Source organism: Rugamonas rubra, assembly GCF_900114705.1.
Lineage (GTDB): Bacteria > Pseudomonadota > Gammaproteobacteria > Burkholderiales > Burkholderiaceae_D > Rugamonas > Rugamonas rubra.
In genome coordinates this window covers 498,547-515,337 of sequence record NZ_FOTW01000004.1, presented here as the reverse complement: position 1 = coordinate 515,337, position 16,791 = coordinate 498,547, and the positions used below count along the sequence as shown (strand labels likewise).

Annotated in this window: 21 protein-coding genes; 10 read left to right on the top strand and 11 right to left on the bottom strand. The window is 65.5% G+C overall.

The window, feature by feature from the left end:
• Window positions 1-24: 24 nt before the first annotated feature.
• Both BM252_RS02325 and BM252_RS02320 read right to left on the bottom strand, forming a co-directional pair.
• Window positions 25-630, bottom strand: coding sequence for a response regulator transcription factor (locus tag BM252_RS02325; RefSeq protein WP_093383049.1), 606 nt, complete (start codon window positions 628-630; stop codon window positions 25-27).
• Window positions 631-659: 29 nt separating this feature from the next.
• A complete protein-coding gene (locus BM252_RS02320; RefSeq protein ID WP_093383046.1) occupies window positions 660-2,255 on the bottom strand; it encodes a sensor histidine kinase in 1,596 nt (531 codons plus the stop codon).
• A gap of 290 nt (window positions 2,256-2,545) precedes the next feature.
• Between BM252_RS02320 and BM252_RS02315 the strand changes: the two genes are divergently transcribed.
• The 3 genes from BM252_RS02315 (at window position 2,546) to BM252_RS02305 (ending at window position 4,265) form a co-directional block, all read left to right on the top strand.
• Window positions 2,546-3,529 (top strand): VirK/YbjX family protein, encoded by a 984-nt coding sequence (locus BM252_RS02315; RefSeq protein WP_093383043.1) that lies wholly within the window; start codon window positions 2,546-2,548, stop codon window positions 3,527-3,529.
• A gap of 135 nt (window positions 3,530-3,664) precedes the next feature.
• Window positions 3,665-3,898: a DUF6139 family protein gene (locus BM252_RS02310; RefSeq protein ID WP_093383040.1), complete on the top strand. Its 234-nt coding sequence runs from the start codon at window positions 3,665-3,667 to the stop codon at window positions 3,896-3,898.
• Window positions 3,899-3,986: 88 nt separating this feature from the next.
• Window positions 3,987-4,265 (top strand): ribbon-helix-helix domain-containing protein, encoded by a 279-nt coding sequence (locus tag BM252_RS02305; RefSeq protein WP_093383037.1) that lies wholly within the window; start codon window positions 3,987-3,989, stop codon window positions 4,263-4,265.
• Window positions 4,266-4,437: 172 nt separating this feature from the next.
• Here the strand turns inward: BM252_RS02305 and BM252_RS02300 are convergent, their stop codons facing one another.
• Both BM252_RS02300 and dnaE read right to left on the bottom strand, forming a co-directional pair.
• Entirely contained in the window at window positions 4,438-5,406 is a 969-nt protein-coding gene (locus tag BM252_RS02300) for a glycosyltransferase family 9 protein (RefSeq protein ID WP_139236242.1), read from the bottom strand.
• Window positions 5,396-8,947 carry a DNA polymerase III subunit alpha gene (gene dnaE, locus BM252_RS02295; RefSeq protein ID WP_093383031.1) on the bottom strand — a complete coding sequence of 1,184 codons (3,552 nt, stop codon included), beginning with the start codon at window positions 8,945-8,947 and terminating at the stop codon, window positions 5,396-5,398. The genes BM252_RS02300 and dnaE overlap by 11 nt, the downstream gene beginning before the upstream one ends.
• Before the next feature lie 129 nt (window positions 8,948-9,076).
• Here dnaE and BM252_RS02290 point away from each other — a divergent pair, with 129 nt between their 5' ends.
• From BM252_RS02290 to BM252_RS02280, 4 genes are all read left to right on the top strand, one after another.
• Window positions 9,077-9,259 (top strand): type II toxin-antitoxin system HicA family toxin, encoded by a 183-nt coding sequence (locus BM252_RS02290; protein WP_093383028.1) that lies wholly within the window; start codon window positions 9,077-9,079, stop codon window positions 9,257-9,259.
• Between the two features lie 9 nt (window positions 9,260-9,268).
• A complete protein-coding gene (locus tag BM252_RS02285) occupies window positions 9,269-9,658 on the top strand; it encodes a type II toxin-antitoxin system HicB family antitoxin (protein ID WP_093383025.1) in 390 nt (129 codons plus the stop codon).
• A gap of 211 nt (window positions 9,659-9,869) precedes the next feature.
• Window positions 9,870-10,148 carry a hypothetical protein gene (locus BM252_RS30840; RefSeq protein WP_174900386.1) on the top strand — a complete coding sequence of 93 codons (279 nt, stop codon included), beginning with the start codon at window positions 9,870-9,872 and terminating at the stop codon, window positions 10,146-10,148.
• Window positions 10,067-10,921 (top strand): Fic family protein, encoded by an 855-nt coding sequence (locus BM252_RS02280; protein WP_174900385.1) that lies wholly within the window; start codon window positions 10,067-10,069, stop codon window positions 10,919-10,921. Before BM252_RS30840 ends, BM252_RS02280 begins: the two co-directional genes overlap by 82 nt.
• Before the next feature lie 96 nt (window positions 10,922-11,017).
• Here the strand turns inward: BM252_RS02280 and BM252_RS32175 are convergent, their stop codons facing one another.
• Both BM252_RS32175 and BM252_RS02270 read right to left on the bottom strand, forming a co-directional pair.
• The gene (locus BM252_RS32175; protein ID WP_093383018.1) at window positions 11,018-11,206 is read right to left on the bottom strand and encodes a type II toxin-antitoxin system HicA family toxin; all 189 of its coding nucleotides are present in this window, start codon (window positions 11,204-11,206) and stop codon (window positions 11,018-11,020) included.
• A complete protein-coding gene (locus tag BM252_RS02270) occupies window positions 11,203-11,466 on the bottom strand; it encodes a DUF1902 domain-containing protein (RefSeq protein ID WP_093383015.1) in 264 nt (87 codons plus the stop codon). The genes BM252_RS32175 and BM252_RS02270 overlap by 4 nt, the downstream gene beginning before the upstream one ends.
• A 160-nt stretch (window positions 11,467-11,626) precedes the next feature.
• Between BM252_RS02270 and BM252_RS02265 the strand changes: the two genes are divergently transcribed.
• Together BM252_RS02265 and BM252_RS31950 are read left to right on the top strand one after the other, a co-directional pair.
• A complete protein-coding gene (locus BM252_RS02265) occupies window positions 11,627-11,854 on the top strand; it encodes an AbrB/MazE/SpoVT family DNA-binding domain-containing protein (RefSeq protein WP_093383012.1) in 228 nt (75 codons plus the stop codon).
• Window positions 11,855-11,884: 30 nt separating this feature from the next.
• Window positions 11,885-12,007 (top strand): hypothetical protein, encoded by a 123-nt coding sequence (locus tag BM252_RS31950; protein WP_281249336.1) that lies wholly within the window; start codon window positions 11,885-11,887, stop codon window positions 12,005-12,007.
• 29 nt (window positions 12,008-12,036) lie between these two features.
• Here BM252_RS31950 and BM252_RS02260 read toward each other — a convergent pair whose 3' ends face one another.
• On the bottom strand, window positions 12,037-12,351 hold the full coding sequence (locus BM252_RS02260; protein WP_093383009.1) for a colicin immunity domain-containing protein: 315 nt from the start codon (window positions 12,349-12,351) through the stop codon (window positions 12,037-12,039).
• The gene (locus BM252_RS32170; RefSeq protein WP_093383006.1) at window positions 12,351-12,677 is read right to left on the bottom strand and encodes a colicin D domain-containing protein; all 327 of its coding nucleotides are present in this window, start codon (window positions 12,675-12,677) and stop codon (window positions 12,351-12,353) included. The genes BM252_RS02260 and BM252_RS32170 overlap by 1 nt, the downstream gene beginning before the upstream one ends.
• 190 nt (window positions 12,678-12,867) lie before the next feature.
• On the opposite strand from BM252_RS32170, the gene BM252_RS02250 reads away from it, so the two are divergent.
• Window positions 12,868-13,776, top strand: coding sequence for a sulfurtransferase (locus tag BM252_RS02250; RefSeq protein ID WP_093383003.1), 909 nt, complete (start codon window positions 12,868-12,870; stop codon window positions 13,774-13,776).
• Between the two features lie 80 nt (window positions 13,777-13,856).
• Here BM252_RS02250 and BM252_RS02245 read toward each other — a convergent pair whose 3' ends face one another.
• The 3 genes from BM252_RS02245 to BM252_RS02235 are packed head-to-tail and all read right to left on the bottom strand — an operon-like array spanning window position 13,857 to window position 16,789.
• Complete coding sequence (locus BM252_RS02245) at window positions 13,857-14,063, bottom strand: DUF6447 family protein (protein WP_245774045.1); 207 nt, start codon at window positions 14,061-14,063, stop codon at window positions 13,857-13,859.
• 21 nt (window positions 14,064-14,084) lie between these two features.
• A complete protein-coding gene (locus BM252_RS02240) occupies window positions 14,085-15,428 on the bottom strand; it encodes a TolC family outer membrane protein (RefSeq protein WP_093383000.1) in 1,344 nt (447 codons plus the stop codon).
• Window positions 15,428-16,789: an HlyD family type I secretion periplasmic adaptor subunit gene (locus tag BM252_RS02235; RefSeq protein ID WP_093382997.1), complete on the bottom strand. Its 1,362-nt coding sequence runs from the start codon at window positions 16,787-16,789 to the stop codon at window positions 15,428-15,430. The genes BM252_RS02240 and BM252_RS02235 overlap by 1 nt, the downstream gene beginning before the upstream one ends.
• Window positions 16,790-16,791: the final 2 nt, after the last annotated feature.

Below are 16,791 nucleotides of genomic sequence, written 5' to 3'. Positions count from 1 at the left end.
GCGCCGCGCCCGCTGGCGGCCGCGCTACTCGTCGAGCATGCTCAGGCGCACCAGGTCGGCCACGTTGTCGACCCCCAGCTTGCCCATCAGGCGCGCCTTGTGCACCTCCACCGTGCGCACGCTGATGCCCAGCGCCGGCCCGATGTCGCGGTTGTGCTGGCCCGTCACCACCAGTTGCATCACCTCGCGCTCGCGCGGCGTCAGCTCGGCCAGCAAGGCCAGGCCGCCGGCGCGGCGCTGCTCGGCGCCGCGCTGCTGGCGCTCGCGCGCGTAGGCCTCCTCGATGGCGGCGAGCAGCTTGACGTCGTCGAACGGTTTCTCGAGGAAATCGATGGCGTTGGCCTTGAAGGCGGCGCGCGCCAGCGCCACGTCGCCGTGGCCGCTGACGATCACCACCGGGATGGCGCAACCGAGTTCGGTCAGCCTGGCCTGCAGGCTCAGGCCGTCCATGCCGTTCATGCGGATGTCGGCCAGCAGGCAGCCGGCCCAGTCGCAGCGGCGCGCCGCCAGGAAGTCCTCGGCGCTGGCGAACATGGCGGTGCGGTAGCCGCGCACGCCCAGCAGCAGGCCGAGGGCGTCGCGCACGGCGGGGTCGTCGTCGACGATGAAGACGGTCAAATCATGGGGCAAGGTGGTCTCCGGGGGATGGTGGATTATTGTTATGGATTGTTGTTGTGTGTGCCGGCGTCGGCGGCGGGCGCGCCCAGCGGCAGCACCAGGCGGAACACGCCGTGGCCGCCCGCGTCGAAGCGCAGGCTGCCGCCGTGCGCCTCGGCGATGGCGCGGCTGAGCACCAGGCCCAGGCCCATGCCGCTGGCCTTGGACGAGACGAAGGGTTCGAACAGGCGCCCGGCCAGCCGCTCGGAGACGCCGCCGCCGCTGTCGACCACGCTCAGCTGCAGGCGCGCGCCGGCCAGCTGCTCGACGCTGACGCGGATGCGGCGCTGGCCGGCCGGCCGCGCCAACACGGCGTCGAGCGCGTTGCCCAGCAGGTTGCGCAGCACCAGCTCGATCTGCAGGCGGTCGGCCTGCACCGCCAGCGGCGCCGCCGCGTCGACGCTCAGCTCGACGCCGTGCTGGCGCAGCGCCGCGCCCTGCTGGGCGCAAACGGCGCCGAGCAGGGCGCCGATCTCGAGCGCCTCGAGGCGCATCGCGCCGGTGCGGAAGAAGTCGCGCAGCCGCACCACCACCTCGGCGGCGCGGCCCGACTCGACGATCATGCGGCCGATGGCGTCCTTCAGCACCGGCCCCGTCTCGCCGCGCCCGAGCAGGTGTTCGCAGGCCTTGCCGTAGGCCGACAGCGCCGTCATCGGCTGGTTCAACTCGTGCGCCAGCGCGGCCGCCATCTCGCCGGCGGCGGCCAGGCGCAGCGTCTGCTTGAGCTCGGCCGAGACCTGGCGCAGCTCGTCGACCACCGCGCCGATGAAGAAGCCGACCAGCGCCAGCATGGCGTCGAGCGTCTGCAGCTCGCTGCCGGCGATCTCCACGGCGGTGCTCCACTTGACCAGGCCGATGATGCCGGCCTGCAGCACGAAGACCATCAGCGCGGCGCCGTACAAGCCCTGGCGCGAGGCCGCCCAGATCACCGGCAGGAACAGGAAGTACAGGTATTTGAACTCGGCGTTGGCGACCGCGCCGAACACCGCGTACAGCACGCCCACGCCCAGCGCCAGGTAGGCCAGCGTCTCGCCGCGCCAGAGGATGGCGCGCAGGCCGGCGCGGCCGGCGGCGCTGGCCAGCATCCAGATCAGCGGCATCGACACCAGCACGCCGACCATGTCGCCGACGCCGAAGCGCAGCAGCGCCAGGCCCCACTGCGCCGGCGGCACCAGGCCGGCGGCGCACAGCAGGCTGATGTAGACCAGGGCGTTGAACAGGCTGCCGGCGGCGACGATGCCGCCCCAGCGGAACAGGCGGCGGCGGCGGTCGAACAAGGCGGCGCTGGAGAAGCGGCGGCGCAGCGCGGCGCCGATCAGGCCGTAGCCGGCGGTCAGCCAGAGCGCGCCGAGCACGGTGAGCCAGGGGCCGGCCGGCATGCCGCGCACCAGCACCTCGCCGCCCAGCAGGGCCAGGAACAACGGCAGCGCGGCGCGGCGGCCGTGCAGCAGCCAGAACACCAGGCCGAGCGCCGGATCGGGGTTCCACGGGGTGATGTTCAGGCCGTACAGGGGCTCGATGTAGGTGGCCCAGTCGAACAGCAGATACAGCGCGACGAAGGCGGGGTACTGCAGCGGACGGAGGAAGGCGGGACGCATAGGCTTGGGTTTGTATCGTTATGTTGCATTATGCACCGGCCGCGGCGTTGGCGCATTGCCAATTCCGCGTACGTGTTCCACGTAGTTTTGCGCGCATCGCACGCTATTTTGCGCGCAAACGGCGGCCGGCCGCCATCCCCGCCACTACGGGTATGCCGTAAGCCAATCCGCCAATTTACAGTACGTTACACAAGGAGTTACCATTCCACTATTGCTCATTGCGTCCAGGCATCCCCGCCCGGCGCCTGCGCCCGATTTCCCGCCCACCGGCCTACCCGAGATACCATACGATGTCGCCATTGATCACCCTACGCTCCGGTCTGAGCGGCACCGACGGCCTGGCGCACTTGCGCGAGACCATCAAGCTGTCGCTGCGCGCCTTCCTCAACCGCCAGGCCACCTACGGCTGGCTGCAGCTGCTCAACTCGCACCCGCTGTTCCACGAGCTGGTCAAGGCGCGGCCGCGGCTGGTCTACAAGATCTACCGCCCCTACCTGAGCAACACCTTCGACTGCGCCGAACGGCTGGCGCTGCTGCAGGCGCACTACCGCTTCATCTTCCGCCACGGCCTGGGCGCGCTGGTGGTGCGCGCGGCGCAGCAGCCGGTGCTGCTGGGCCAGGTCGAGGGCAAGGGCGGCGCGTTCTACGGCGTCGAACTGTGCGCCGTCGAGCCGCTCGAACGCGAGGGCGAGCTGGTGCTGCGCCTGGTGCAGGGCGCCGACCTGGTCTACTCGGTGGCCTTCTCCTTCTTCCGCGACGGCCCGCACATGGCGCTGGGCATCGGCTGCCTGCAGGGGCCGCAGGGCGAGCACGGCCTGGGCCTGATCCGCGAGGCCACCCGCGAGCTGCACGGCCTGCGGCCGAAGAACCTGATGGTGCGCCTGCTGGCCCAGCTGGGCCACGACTTCGGCTGCCGCCACATGCTGCTGGTGGGCAACCCGAACCGCGCCGTGCGCGCCGCCGCCCGCAAGGGCCGCGTGTACGCCGACTACGACGCGCTGTGGCAGGAGATGGAGGCGCGGCCGCGTCTGGACGGCGACTACCAGCTGCCGTGCGAACCGCTGTGCCCGCCCGACATGGCCGGGATCGCCTCGAAGAAGCGCTCCGAGGCGCGCAAGCGCTTCGACACCCTGCTGGCGCTGGCCGCCACCGTGCGCGCCGGCCTGCAGGCGCCGCACATCGAGGCGGTGGCCAGCGGCGTGGACGCGGCGCACGACTTCTCGGCGGCCGCCGCGGCGGCCGACGAGCTGAACTACGCTGGCGCCGCCCTGTAGCGCGGCGCTCCGGCCGCGCGCTTGACGCGCCGCGCGCCATACCCGCGCGCAAGGCGTAGAATCGGACCTGGCGCCGCCGCCGGCGGAGCCGCCCACCCCGCTGTGGGCTCACGTTGGCACAAGGGAGCAAGCACGATGCGCATGGACATCTACCGCAGGGCCGAGCACGACGGCATCTTTTCCTACCTGGCCGTACCCGAGGGCAAGCCGATCCCCGAGGAGGCCATCAACACCGACTGGCAGCGCGAGACCAGCGCGCTCGAGGTCGACGAGCTGGCCGCCGGCCTGCCCGGCTACCACATCGACCAGCCGCTCGAACAAATCCGCGCCAAGGGCTACGCCATCACGGCGCTCAAGGACATGGGCTAGGCCGACACGTCCCCCCGGCGCTGGCCGGGCTTGACCAGCCGAGCGGCGCTGGGTAGGATTAGATCCTATCAGGCGACAGGGGATCATCATGCGGACAACCCAGCAATTTAGCATCACCTTGCCGACGGAAATGGCTGAGATTGTGAAAACCAAGGTCGCCTCCGGCGAGTACGCCACCGAAAGCGAAGTGATTCGAGATGGCCTGCGCGCCCTGCTGGCGCGTGACCGCGCGATGGAGCAGTGGTTGCAGCAAAGCGTGCTACCCGCGTTCGACGCGCTCAAGGCCGATCCACAACGGGCCGTCAGCATAGAACAAGTGCGGGCCAGACTGGCCGCAGAGCACTTGAAGGCCACCGGCAAGACATAATGAGCCATACGGTCCTGTTCACGCCCGAGGCGGAGGAACAGCTAACAGCACTGTATCGCTATATTGCTGCGGCGGCCAAGACTATGCGAGCGCGCTGCAAAGCGGGCCGGACGAATAGTCTACGTATTGCGCCCGTCTGCGCCCGCCCCCACGAACGACCGCCGCCTGCCGCTCAGTCCAGATAGGCGGCGCGCAGCGCCGCCGCCTTGGCCAGCACGTCGGCCACGGCGAAGCCGTCCAGGCTGTCGGGGCAGTCCGACAGCACGCGCGCGCTCAGGCGCGAGCGCGGCCCCCACTCCACCTCCTTGACGCCGTTGTTCTGGTAGATGCCGACCACCGCCGTGTCGTAGGCCGAGGCGATGTGGATCAGCGCCGTGTCCGGGCTGATCACCAGGTCGGCGCGCTGGCACAAGCGCAGCAGGCGCGGCAGGTTGCCCTGGCAGTTGACCACCTGCCCGGCCGCCGCGCCGCCGGCCTCGGCCAGCACGGCCCCGGCCGCCGCCGCGGTCGCGTCGGTGCAGACCAGGCACAGCGCCGCCTGCGGCGCCAGCGCGCCCAAGCCGCGCAGCAGCTCGGCCGCCTGCGCCGCGCCGATGTTGCGCCAGGCGTCGGCGGCGAACAGGTTTACCACCACCACCTCGCGCCCCGGCGCGAACATCCGGTCGATCTCCGGACAGCAGGGCGGCATGCCGATGTCGTAGGCCAGTTCGGCCTCGCCGGGCAGGCCCATCTGCTCGAGCGCGGCGGCGCAGGCCGCCACCTTGTGCGTCGGCGGCCCACCGTCGAGGCCGCACAGGTCGATCACCCGGCCCGGCCGCGCCAGCCACAGCAGCAGCTTGCTCTTCTCCTTGCGCAGCCGCTGCCAGGTGACGATGTAGTCGTAGCGCTCGCGGCGCAGCGCCAGCGCGGTGCGCACAGTCTCGAGCCAGCCCGGCCGCTGCACGCGCCACAGCCGCGCCAGGCGCGCGTCCTGGCCCCAGAAGGCCGCCGTCGCGCCGGCCACGGTGGCGTGGATCTCGCAGTCGGGCGCGCGCGCGCGCAGGGCGGCGACAAAGGCGGTGTTGACCACCGCGTCGCCCAGCTTGCCGTCCTGCGAAAAGAACAGCACCTTGCGCGGCGCCGGGTACGGCCTAGTACTCAATGGCCACCTCGGTGGCGCCCAGCTGCTGCTGCAGCGCCAGCGTCAGCTCGTCGGACGGCGCCACGCACCAGGCCTCGCCCAGCTGCAGCACGCAGGCCACGCCCTGGGTGTTGATGCGCGCCTGCACCGGCAGGCCGGACTCGGAGCGGTGCGGCGCCAGCACCTCGGCGATCTTGCGGCTGTCCAGCGTGGCCGGCAGCGCCAGGCCGAGCTGGCGGCCGTACTGGATGCGCGCGGCGACGATGTCGAACACCTTCTCGGCCGAGATGCGCAGGCCGCCCGAGAAGCGGTCCTCCGACACCTTGCCGACCACGGCGAGGAACTCGTCCTCCTTGATGATCTTCTTGTTCTCCTCGTACACCTCGGAGTAGATGGTCACCTCGACCACCGCGCTCTTGTCGTCCAGGGTGACGATGAGCAGCTTGCCGCGCTGCGTCATCTGCGGCCGGATGCCGGTGATCACGCCGCACAGCATGCGCGGCTCGCGCGACGGCTCCAGCTCGGCCAGCTTGGTGCGGGCGAAGCGGCGCGCCTCCGGCGCGAACGAGTCGAACATGTGGCCCGACAGGTAGAAGCCGAGCGCGATCTTCTCCTCGGCCAGCTTCTGCCGGTCGCTGAACGGCGCGCACTTGACGTACTCGGGCGGCGCCACCAAGTCGCTGTCGTCGCCACCGAACAGGCTGACCTGGTTGGCCGCCTTCAGCTCCTGGTCGGCGCACTCCATGGCGAAGGCCACGCTGGCCAGCAAAATGGCGCGGTCGATGCCGAGGCAGTCGAAGGCGCCGCTGCGGATCAGCGACTCGATGGTGCGGCGGTTGATCTGCTTCTTGTCGACCCGCTTGCAGAAGTCGAACAGGCTGGTGAACGGCCCGCCGGCGCTGCGCGCGGCGATGATCGCCTCGATCGCGCTCTGCCCCGAACCCTTGACCGCGCCGAGGCCGTAGCGGATCTGCGTGACCTTCTTGCCCGTCACCGAAGGCGGCGGGCCGTCCGGCATGAAGCGGTAGTCGGACTTGTTGATGTCCGGCGGCAGCAGCGTCAGGCCGCAGATGTCGATGCAATCCTCGACCAGGATCTTCACCTTGTCGGTGTCGTCCATCGCCAGCGACATGTTGGCCGCCATGAACGCGGCCGGGTGGTGCGCCTTCAAATAGGCGGTGTGGTAGGACAGCAGCGCGTAGGCGGCGGCGTGCGATTTGTTGAAGCCGTAGCCGGCGAACTTCTCCATCAAGTCGAAGATCTCGTCGGCCTTGGCGGTGCTCAAACCGTCCTTGGCGGCGCCGTCGCGGAAGATCTGGCGGTGCTCGGCCATTTCCTCGGCCTTCTTCTTACCCATCGCGCGGCGCAGCATGTCGGCGCCGCCCAGCGAATAGCCGCCGACGATCTGCGCCATCTGCATCACCTGCTCCTGGTAGACCATGATGCCGTAGGTCTCGGACAAAATGGACTCGGTGCGCGGATCTGGATAGTCGAACTTTTCGCCGTGCTTGCGTTTGCAGAAGTCGGGGATCAGGTCCATCGGGCCCGGACGGTACAGCGCCACCAGGGCGATGATGTCCTCGAAGCGGTCGGGCCGGGCGTCCTTCAACATGCCCTGCATGCCACGCGACTCCAACTGGAACACGGCGACGGTCTTGGCCTTGGTCAGCAGCTCGTAGGACGGCCGGTCGTTGAGCGGCAGCTTGGCCAGGTCGAACTCGGACTCCTTCGGATCGAGCAGCTTGATGTAGCGCACCGCGCGGTCGAGGATGGTCAGCGTGGTCAAGCCCAAAAAGTCGAACTTGACCAGGCCGACGGCCTCCACGTCGTCCTTGTCGTACTGCGACACCACGCCACCGTCGCCGCCCTGGGTGTACAGCGGGCAGAAGTCGGTCAGCTTGCCCGGCGCGATCAACACGCCGCCGGCGTGCATGCCGATGTTGCGGGTGATGCCCTCGACCTGCTGCGCCAGTTCGAGCAGCTGAGCCACCTCCTCCTCGTTCTCCTGGCGCTCCTTGAGCATCGGCTCCTCTTCGATAGCGTCGGCGATGGTCACCGGCTTGCCCGGCTTGAACGGGATCAGCTTGGAGACGCCGTCGCAGAAGTTGTAGCCGAAGTCCATCACGCGGCCGACGTCGCGGATCGCGCCCTTGGCCGCCATGGTGCCGAAGGTGGCGATCTGCGACACCGCCTCCTTGCCGTACAGGTCCTTGACGTGCTGGATGACGCGGTCGCGCCCCTCCTGGCAGAAGTCGATATCGAAGTCGGGCATGGAGACCCGCTCGGGGTTGAGGAAGCGCTCGAACAGCAGGTTGTACTTGAGCGGGTCCAGGTCGGTGATCAGCAGCGAGTAGGCCACCAGCGAGCCGGCGCCGGAACCCCGGCCCGGTCCGACCGGCACGCCGTTCTCCTTGGCCCACTGGATGAACTCGGCCACGATCAGGAAGTAGCCGGGGAACTTCATGTTGCAGATGGTGTCGGTCTCGAACTTCAGGCGCGCCTCGTAGCGCGGCCGCTCCTTCTCGCGCCGCTCCGGGTCGGCGTACAGCTCGAGCAGGCGCTTCTCCAGGCCGGCCTTGGACTCGGCGACGAGGAACTCGTCGATGCTCATGCCGGGCGGCGTGGGGAAGTTGGGCAGCTGCGGCTTGCCCAGTGTGAGCGTCAGGTTGCAGCGCTTGGCGATCTCCACCGAGTTGGCCAGCGCCGCCGGCAGGTCGGCGAAGCGCTCGGCCATTTCGGCCTGGGTCTGGAAGCGCATCGACTCGTTGAAGCGGCGCACCCGCTTGGCGTTGGCCAGCATTTCGCCCTCGGCGATGCAGGTGCGCGCCTCGTGGGCGATGTACTCGTCGGGCGAGATGAACTGCACCGGATGGGTCGCCACCACCGGCAGGCCCAGCTTGGCCGCCAGCGCCACGGCGTGGCGCACCTGGGCCTCCTGGTTGGCCTGGCCGGCGCGCTGGATCTCCAGGTAGAAGTGGCCGGGGAAGATCGCCGCCCACTTCTGCGCGTGGCGCTCGGCCAGCGCCAGGTTGCCGTTCTCGATGGCGATGCCGACGTCGCCGAAGTGGGCGCCGGACAGCGCGATCAGGCCGTCGGCCGGGTTCTCGCCGGGCAGCAGCTCGTAGGTGTTGGTGGTGAGCGCCTGCAACCACTCCAGGCGCACCTCGGCGCGGCCCTTGTACTGGTTGGTCAGGAAGGCCGACGACAGCAGCTCGCACAGCTGCAGATAGCCCATGCGGTTCTTGGCCAGCAGCAGCAGGCGGCTGGGTTTGTCGCGGTTGTCGTCGTTGCTGATCCAGACGTCGACGCCGACCACCGGCTTGATGCCCTTGCCGCGCGCCGACTTGTAGAACTTGACCATGCCGAACAGGTTGGACAGGTCGGTCATCGCCAGCGCCGCCTGTTTGTCTTTTGCGGCGGCCGAGATCAGGTCGTCGATGCGCACCAGGCCGTCGACGATCGAGTATTCGGAGTGCACCCGCAGGTGGACGAAGGCCGGGCCGCTGGCGGCCGCCGCAGGGGCGGAGGCCGCGTTGTCTTGTTCGTTTGCTACCATGTTCATTCGCTGCTACCCGCTGGATTCATATCGCGCTATTTTACCGTGTTCAACGCTCCAGCCGGGTTTGAATGATGGGGCGCGGCGCTGGCGGGACTGGCTTGCGGGGCGGCGCTTTGTGTGTATCATACACACATGAACAGCGCCGAACTTATTAAGCGGCTTGAACAGTCGGGTTGGGTGCTTCGAGGCATCAAAGGCTCGCACCACGTCTACACACATCCCGGCAAAGGCGGCCATATCAGCGTTCCCCATCCCAAAAAGGATCTTGGCATCGGGTTGGTGAACAACATATTGAAGCAGGCCGGCTTGAAATAGGAGAGGCTGATGAAGTATCCCGTTGCAATTGAACCCGGCAATGATAAGCAGGCGTTCGGCGTGGTGGTGCCCGACCTGCCCGGCTGCTTTTCCGCCGGCGACACCTTGGACGAGGCGATCGACAACGCCCGCGAGGCCATCGACCTGTGGCTGGAGACGGTGATCGACGACGGCGGCCCGGTGCCCGACGCGCGCCCCATTGCAGAGCACTACCACGATCCCGCGTTCGCCGGCTGGATTTGGGCGGTGGTGGAGATCGATTTGGCCAGCCTGTCGGACAAGACCGAGCGCATTAACATCACCCTGCCCTCGCGCGTCCTGCGGCGCATCGACAAGGCGGCGCTGGCGGCCGGCGAATCGCGCTCGGGCTTTATCGCCCGCCGCATGCTGGCGGTCTGAGGCCATTCCCGACTACATCCATGGGAAGCGCGCTATCTCAGCGCATTACTTGCAAATGGCTGTTCTTTGTCAGCACTGCCTTGCCGGTCACCAGACCATTACCATTTAACGTTTTCTTGAAAAACTCCCGTTTTTTTAATGGTTTCATCTAGATCAGAACGTTTTGTGAGAGACTAGGCTAGGTTTAAACAAAAATAATGCGGGGGTGTCAATGCTCGGCGCCGACCGCGTCCTAGCCTATGTGGAACGCCAGCCAAACGGCAAGTACGCGCGTCAACTCGGCTACCTATATGAGCTGCTGGCTGGCGAACAGCTGCCGTTGCAGGTGGTGATCGGCGGCGCCTACGTCGACCTGCTCGACGCGGACAAATACCTGGTCGCCGCCATGCCCGACAAGAGCAGCGTTTCGTGCGCGCCTTGCGCGATGCCGGCAAGTCGACGTTCGCCGAGGTGTTGGCGGAGTCCGCGCTCGCCGAGCTGCAGAATCTGATCGTCGAGCAACGCTATGCCCAGGCCGCCTTTCGCGATTGGCAGAACTATGTTGGGGAATCGATGCCGGGACGCGCCCCCATCGTGCACTACGTCTGCCCGCCGGGCAACATGGTGCGCGACCTGATGGCAGGCCTGGTCGACTGCGCCGCCAGGACGCAGGGCGTGCACCCGATCGTGCGCGCCGCATTGGTATCGTTCGGGTTCGTCTTCATCCACCCTTTCGAGGACGGCAACGGGCGTATCCACCGCTTCCTGATCCACGACTTCCTGGGCCGCGACGGTGTCGTGCCGGCCGGGATGGTGCTGCCCGTATCGGCCCACATGCTGCACCACCCGCAGGAATATGATCGCGTGCTCGATTCGTACTCCAAGCCGCTGCGCACCGTCGTCAGCATCAGCGTCGACGACGACGAGCAACTGACGATCAACAACCCCGCCGAGGCTTCCGGATCGTACCGCTACCCGGACCTCACCGGCCAGGTCCATTATCTGCTGCAAGCGGTCGAACAGACCATTCGTACCGAGCTGGTGACGGAAATCGTGTTTATCCGCAGCTATGACCGAGCCAAGGTAGCCATCCGCGAAGTGGTGGACATGCCGAACGCGCGCCTCGACCTGCTGATCAAGCTGCTTTATCAAAACAAAGGCAGCCTTTCCAACGGCAAGCGCCCGCTGTTCAAGGAAATCGTGGACGAGGAGTTGGCGCGTATCGAGATGGCGTTCCAGGCTGCTTTCGCCGAGCAGACGATTGAGCTGGGCGAAGCAGACTGAAGACGTATTTGACGCGGCGCATGGGCCAGGCGCGCGCCACGGGCAACAGCGGGTGATCGTAAAAAAACCCGCGCGGGGCGGGTTGTTCGATGCGGCCTAGAACCGATGGTTAATTTGACAATCCCTCATGATTCCGTTCGCAGTATGCCGTGATGCACAGTTGAACGGGACAATCTGATGATGGCTTCCTTTGCACCAAATTTCGTGAGACCCTTTGCCCTGTCGGAGGTACACATAGCCATGTTTTTTTAAGAGTTCAATGACAAGCTTGTAATACCCATTCATGCCAGGCAAAGGCGCAGATCTGTTATAGGCTGAGGAACCGGCATCGAGTGCATCTGCAGCGATAGTAGTTCGCATGTGGCAAGGTTCACCTCTTTTACGAGATCATCCATTGACGTCGCTTCGCAGACCAGCCCCCGCAGATCGTCGCTGGTTGCCACAAATACGCCAGCCTCGTCATCGCGGATCACATTGACTCTCAGCTTCAAGGGCACGCCCAGACGGGCCATCTGCTTCCAAAACGGAAAACCGATTCTGTACATGTTGTGCGCCCTAAAGCTTGTTGAATAGTAAGGTGTTTCGCGTGTTACTTTGGCATGGCTCTGATACGGCCATGGAATCCGAATCATTGTACATAAAAAATTGGCGTATTTCCTTGCTAGACCAGATATACAATAAAACTCATTTAGAAAGGAGGACCTCGTGATCGCAATCAAAGTAACTACCGTAGGTGCATCTGAGGGGCTGATCTTGAACAAGGAGGTCAGTCGCATCCTGAACGTGCGGAAAGGCGATACCCTGTATCTGACCGAGGCCCCGGACGGCGCGATGCGCATCACACCGTACAACCCGGCGTTTGAGCGGCAGATGGCCTTGGCCGAGTCGATCATGCACGACGACCGCGAGATCCTGCGGGCGCTCGCCAAATGAGCTGGCAATGGGTGCGGCGAGATACGGTTTTTGCGCTCCACGACAAGCAACTGGCAGTTCGACGCCATCAATTTCATGCTTGCCATCGCCGCCGGCAACATGACGGAGCTGCAGGCGGCCGACTGGATACGCCAGCGCCTTGTCACAGCATAATCCCCCTGCCCTCGTCTACAGTGGCGAAGTCAGCGAAAATTTGCTGAGGCCAATTGGGAGCGCGCATGCCACTCCCCCATGCGCGCCGCAATTTCCGCCGCCTTGCGCTCCACCCCGGGCTCGTCCAGGTAATAGCTGGGGTCGCTGGCCAACAGCTCCATGTCGTCGGTATAGGAATCGAGGACGGCAAAAAGCTCATCAAGCAGGAGGAACAGCGGTTCATCGAGCGCCAGAGACTCCGCCTTGAACCGTGCGATGAAAATACGTTGAAAGTCCGGCAGAGACAACTCATGGTTCAGATAGCTCGCCAGCAACTTGCTGAAAATGGCGTAAGCGTCAATCATCACCCACCTCCCAATCTTCCCGTGTTTAGCACATGCCACAACTGTAATTCTGTCAACTTCCAGGCGGACAAAAAATCGCCATTCGGCTTGCGTATAACGTTTAGCCCGCTAGACCTATCCACCAAATGTACCACTGGCAAGTTTCTGAAGCTACCGACGCATACCACGGTGTGCGGCGATGCCACGTGCCGAAGCAACGCCATTTGAAAAGCATGCAAACTTGCAGAATCCCGTTGGCCAAAAATGCCAAAGTCAGCCGCATGTTTAAACGCATGACATAGCTGCTTCTTGGTGAAGCGGATCCTCTTTCCCCGACTCGTATCCATTCGACGTTACCTCAGACGACATAGTTCAAATGGTATGGTGGGCGCATCGGCAGCCAACGACCATGATACGCCGCAAAACCCAAGCGGCGGCGCGGCGCCCACAATTTGCCCAATAAACAGGCAGCGGCGGCGCCCGCCGCCGCGTTAGCGCTTATAATGTCGCCTGTCCCGCTTTTTACCGATACGCACCATGCAAGAGCACACCTCCAGCGCCGCCGACCAGGCCGGCGCAGCCGCAGCGGCGGCCGCCGCCGCGCTGCACGTCAACATCTCCGCCTACAAGTTCATCACCTTCGACGACACCGAGGAAATGCGCCCGCAGTACCAGGCCATTTGCGCCGAGCTGGGCCTCAAGGGCACCATTTTGCTCACGCCCGAGGGCATCAACATGTTCCTGTCCGGCCCGCGCGGCCAGATCGACCGCTACCTGGCCTGGGTGCGCAGCGACGCCCGCTTCGCCGACCTCGAGGTCAAGGAGAGCTACTCGGCCGAGCAGTCGCACAAGCGCATGCTGGTGAAGATCAAAAAAGAGATCATCACCATGCGCATGCCGCTGATCAAGCCGGAGGACGGCCGCGCCCCCTTCGTCGAGGCCAAGACGCTCAAGCGCTGGCTCGACAACGGCGTCGACGACGCCGGCAAGCCGGTGGTGATGGTCGACACGCGCAACGACTTCGAGGTCGACGTCGGCACCTTCGACAACACGGTTGACTACCGCATCGCCAAGTTCACCGAGTTCCCCGAGGTGATCGCCGCGCACAAGGACGACTTCGCCGGCAAGACCGTGGTGACCTTCTGCACCGGCGGCATCCGCTGCGAGAAGGCGGCGATCCACATGCAGAACATCGGCTACGACAGCGTCTACCAGCTCGAGGGCGGCATCCTCAAGTACTTCGAGGAGGTCGGCGGCGCCCACTACACGGGTGACTGCTTCGTGTTCGACTACCGCACCGCGCTCGACCCGCAGTTGCAGCCGACCGAGACGGTGCAGTGCTTCGTCTGCCGGGCCGTGGTCACGCCGCGCCAGCAGTTGTCGCCCGAGTACGTCTATGAGGTGTCCTGCCCGCACTGCCACGGCAAGCAGCAGCCTGAGGCCTGAGGCCTGGCGCCCGGTGCGCCGGGCGCGGACGAAAAAAAGGGCGGACCGCGCTGGTCCGCCCTTTTTTCGTCCGCGCCGCGCTACTGCCGGGCGCGCGGCACCAGTTGCTGCAACACCGACTGGTAGGCGTTGCGGGCGGTCTGGAACACCGCCAGCTTGGCGTTCAGCTCGGCCATCTGCGCGTCGACGAACTGCAGGTTGGTGACCTGCTCGCGGGCCGCCTCGCTCAGCTCGCCCAACCTATAGCTGACGCCGTCGACCGTCACTTCCACCTCATCGTTCAACATGTCGATCCCTCCGCCGGCCGCTTAGCGGAAGTACATCGCCGTGTCGCGCACGTCGTCGGCGGCCAGCAAGCCGGCCGAGGCGCGCATGCGCAGCGAGGTCAACAGATAGTTGTAGCGCGCCTGTGCCAGATCGCGCTTGCTGGTGTAGAACTGCTGGCGTGCGTTCAGCAGGTCCAGGTTGATGCGCACGCCACCCTTGATGCTCTGGGTGGTGGCCTTCATCAGCAGTTCCGCCGAGGCGACCGACTTCTCTAGCGCGCCGATGCGCGCTACGCTGCTGAGCAAGGCGTTGTAGTCCTTGCGCAGCTCAACCAGCACCTTGTTGATCTGCCCCTGCAAATCGGACTTGGCCTTTTCCTCGTTGGCGATGGCCTGGCGCGCCTGCGCGTTGACCGAGCCGCCGGAGTAAAGTGGAACATTCAACTGGATGCCGATGCTGCGCACCGTGGTGTCCTGGTTGACCGTGGTGATCGAGTCGGACGAGCCCTTGCTGTAGTTTGCGACAAAATCGACGCGCGGGGCATGACCGGCCATCGCCTTGTTAAACTCCTGGCGGGCAATCTCGGTGCCGACCGTCAAGGTCTTGATGTCCGGATTGCGCTCCATGGCGATCGCTTTCCAATCTTCGAAGCTCTGGCCGTCCGACGGCCGGACGCGGAAGTCTGGCGCCAGGGGATCGAGGTCGCCGACGTCGCTGCCGATGATCTTAGCCAAGGTCTCGCGTGCGTTGGCGACGCCGTCTATGCTTTCCAACACCTGGGCCTCCGCCACATCCAGCCGGGCCTGGGTTTCCAGCATGTCGGTGCGAGTTCCCTCGCCCTTTTCGAACATCTTGTCGTTGACCTTGCGCTGCTCAGTGTACAGGTCGCGCTCGGCACGGGACAGGTTCAGTAGATCGTCCTTGTACAGCACGTCCAAATAGGCGTTGACCACGCGGACGATCACCTCCTGTTGCTGGCTGGCGAACTGCGAGGCGGCATATTTGCTTTGCGCCTGGCCCTGCTTAAAGCGTGCCCAGGCATCCAGATTGAACAAGGTCTGGCGCAGTTGCACACCGGCCGAACGGCTGATGTAGTCCTCGGGAAGGGTCGTCTTACCGATGACACGGGTGGTCCGGTTCTGGCTGCCGCTGTAGTTTGCCGACAGGCTGGGCAGCAGGTTCGATAGACCCAGCTGACGGTTTTCCTTGCCGCCCTCGTTGGCGAAATACGCCGAGCGGTAGACGGGGTCGTTCTGCAAGGCCGCCTCGTAGGCCTGCATCAAACCCAAGGCCATGGCGCCTGAGCTATGCAGCAGCAGTGCGGCGCCGACGGCCAGCGCGCCGGCGAGCGGACGCGGTAGTGCTTTCGACAATCGGGCCACCATCACTCCTCCGACATGGACGATTTAGCGCGGTCGAAGACCGGCTTGAGCAGGTAGCTCATCAAGGTGCGCTCGCCAGTCTTGACGAACATTTCAACCGGCATGCCGGCCTGTATATCCAGCTTCTTCTGCGCGATCATCTTCACGCCCTCGGGCGAGACCCTGGCGCGCACCTTGTAGTACGGGTTGCCGGTGCGCTCCTCGACGGCGCGGTCGGCCGACACCTGGATCACCACGCCGGAAATGTGCGGCGTCTGGTTGGTGTTGAAGGCGGAGAAGATCAGATCGACCGGCAGGCCGTTGTGCACGCGGTCGATCAGATTGACCGGCAACTGCCCTTCCACCACCAGCGGATCGGCGCTCGGCACGATCTCCATCATCTTGGCGCCCGGCCCCACCACGCCGCCCGGCGTGAACACGGCCAGTCCAACGATGGTGCCATCGACCCCCGCTTTCACGTCGGTGTTCCCCAGCTCGTACTCCTGCCCGGCGATGCGGCTGACCAGGCTCTCGGCCTCGCGCTGCACGTCGGCCAGGTTGGTGCGCACTTCTTTCTGGAAATCCTGACCACGCTGCTGGCGACGCAGGCCCATCTCCATGATCTGGCGGCGGTAGCGGCCGATATTGCCGATATCCTCGGCAATGGCGCCGCTGATCTGCGAGTAGCTACGCTCTGCATCGAGCAGACGGGTACGCGCCACGTAGCCTTCGCGCGCAAGATCGCGCAAGTTGTCGAGTTGTTCCTTGAGGAAGCCGAGCTGGGCTTTTTTGGCGTCGCGTGATTCCTCGATGCCAGCCAGTTGCGACTTGATGCCGGCGATGTTCTCGTCGTAGGCCGACAGTTCGCTGTTGAGCGAGCCGCGACGGGAATTGAACAACTGCGTTTGCAGCTCGAAGCCGGCGATGACGCGCGGGTCGGCCTTGTAGGGCAGCAGGCTGGGCGGGAAGGCCGGCGCGCTGGCGCCGGCCAGCTCGGCCTGCAGCCGCGCCTCGGCGGTGCGCGCGGTGATGTACTGCGAGCGGGTGGTCTCGGTCTGGGTGCTGGCCTGGGTGCTGTTCATGCGCACCAGCACCTGCCCCTTGGCCACGATGTCGCCGTCCTTGACCAGGATCTCTTGGATGGTGCCGCCGATCTGGTGCTGCACCGCCTTGCGGCTGCCCTCCTTGGTCACCGTGCCGGACATCGGCACGCCCTTATCGAGCGGCGCGAAACAGGCCCACAAGAAGAAGCCGCCCACGCCCAGCAGGACGATCAGCCAGCCTAGGCGGCTGTAGGCGCTGGCGTCGGTGTTGACGGTCAACGGGGTGACATCGCGCGACACCACGTCGGTCGGGGCGCTGTCTTTGCTTAAAATGTTACGCATGG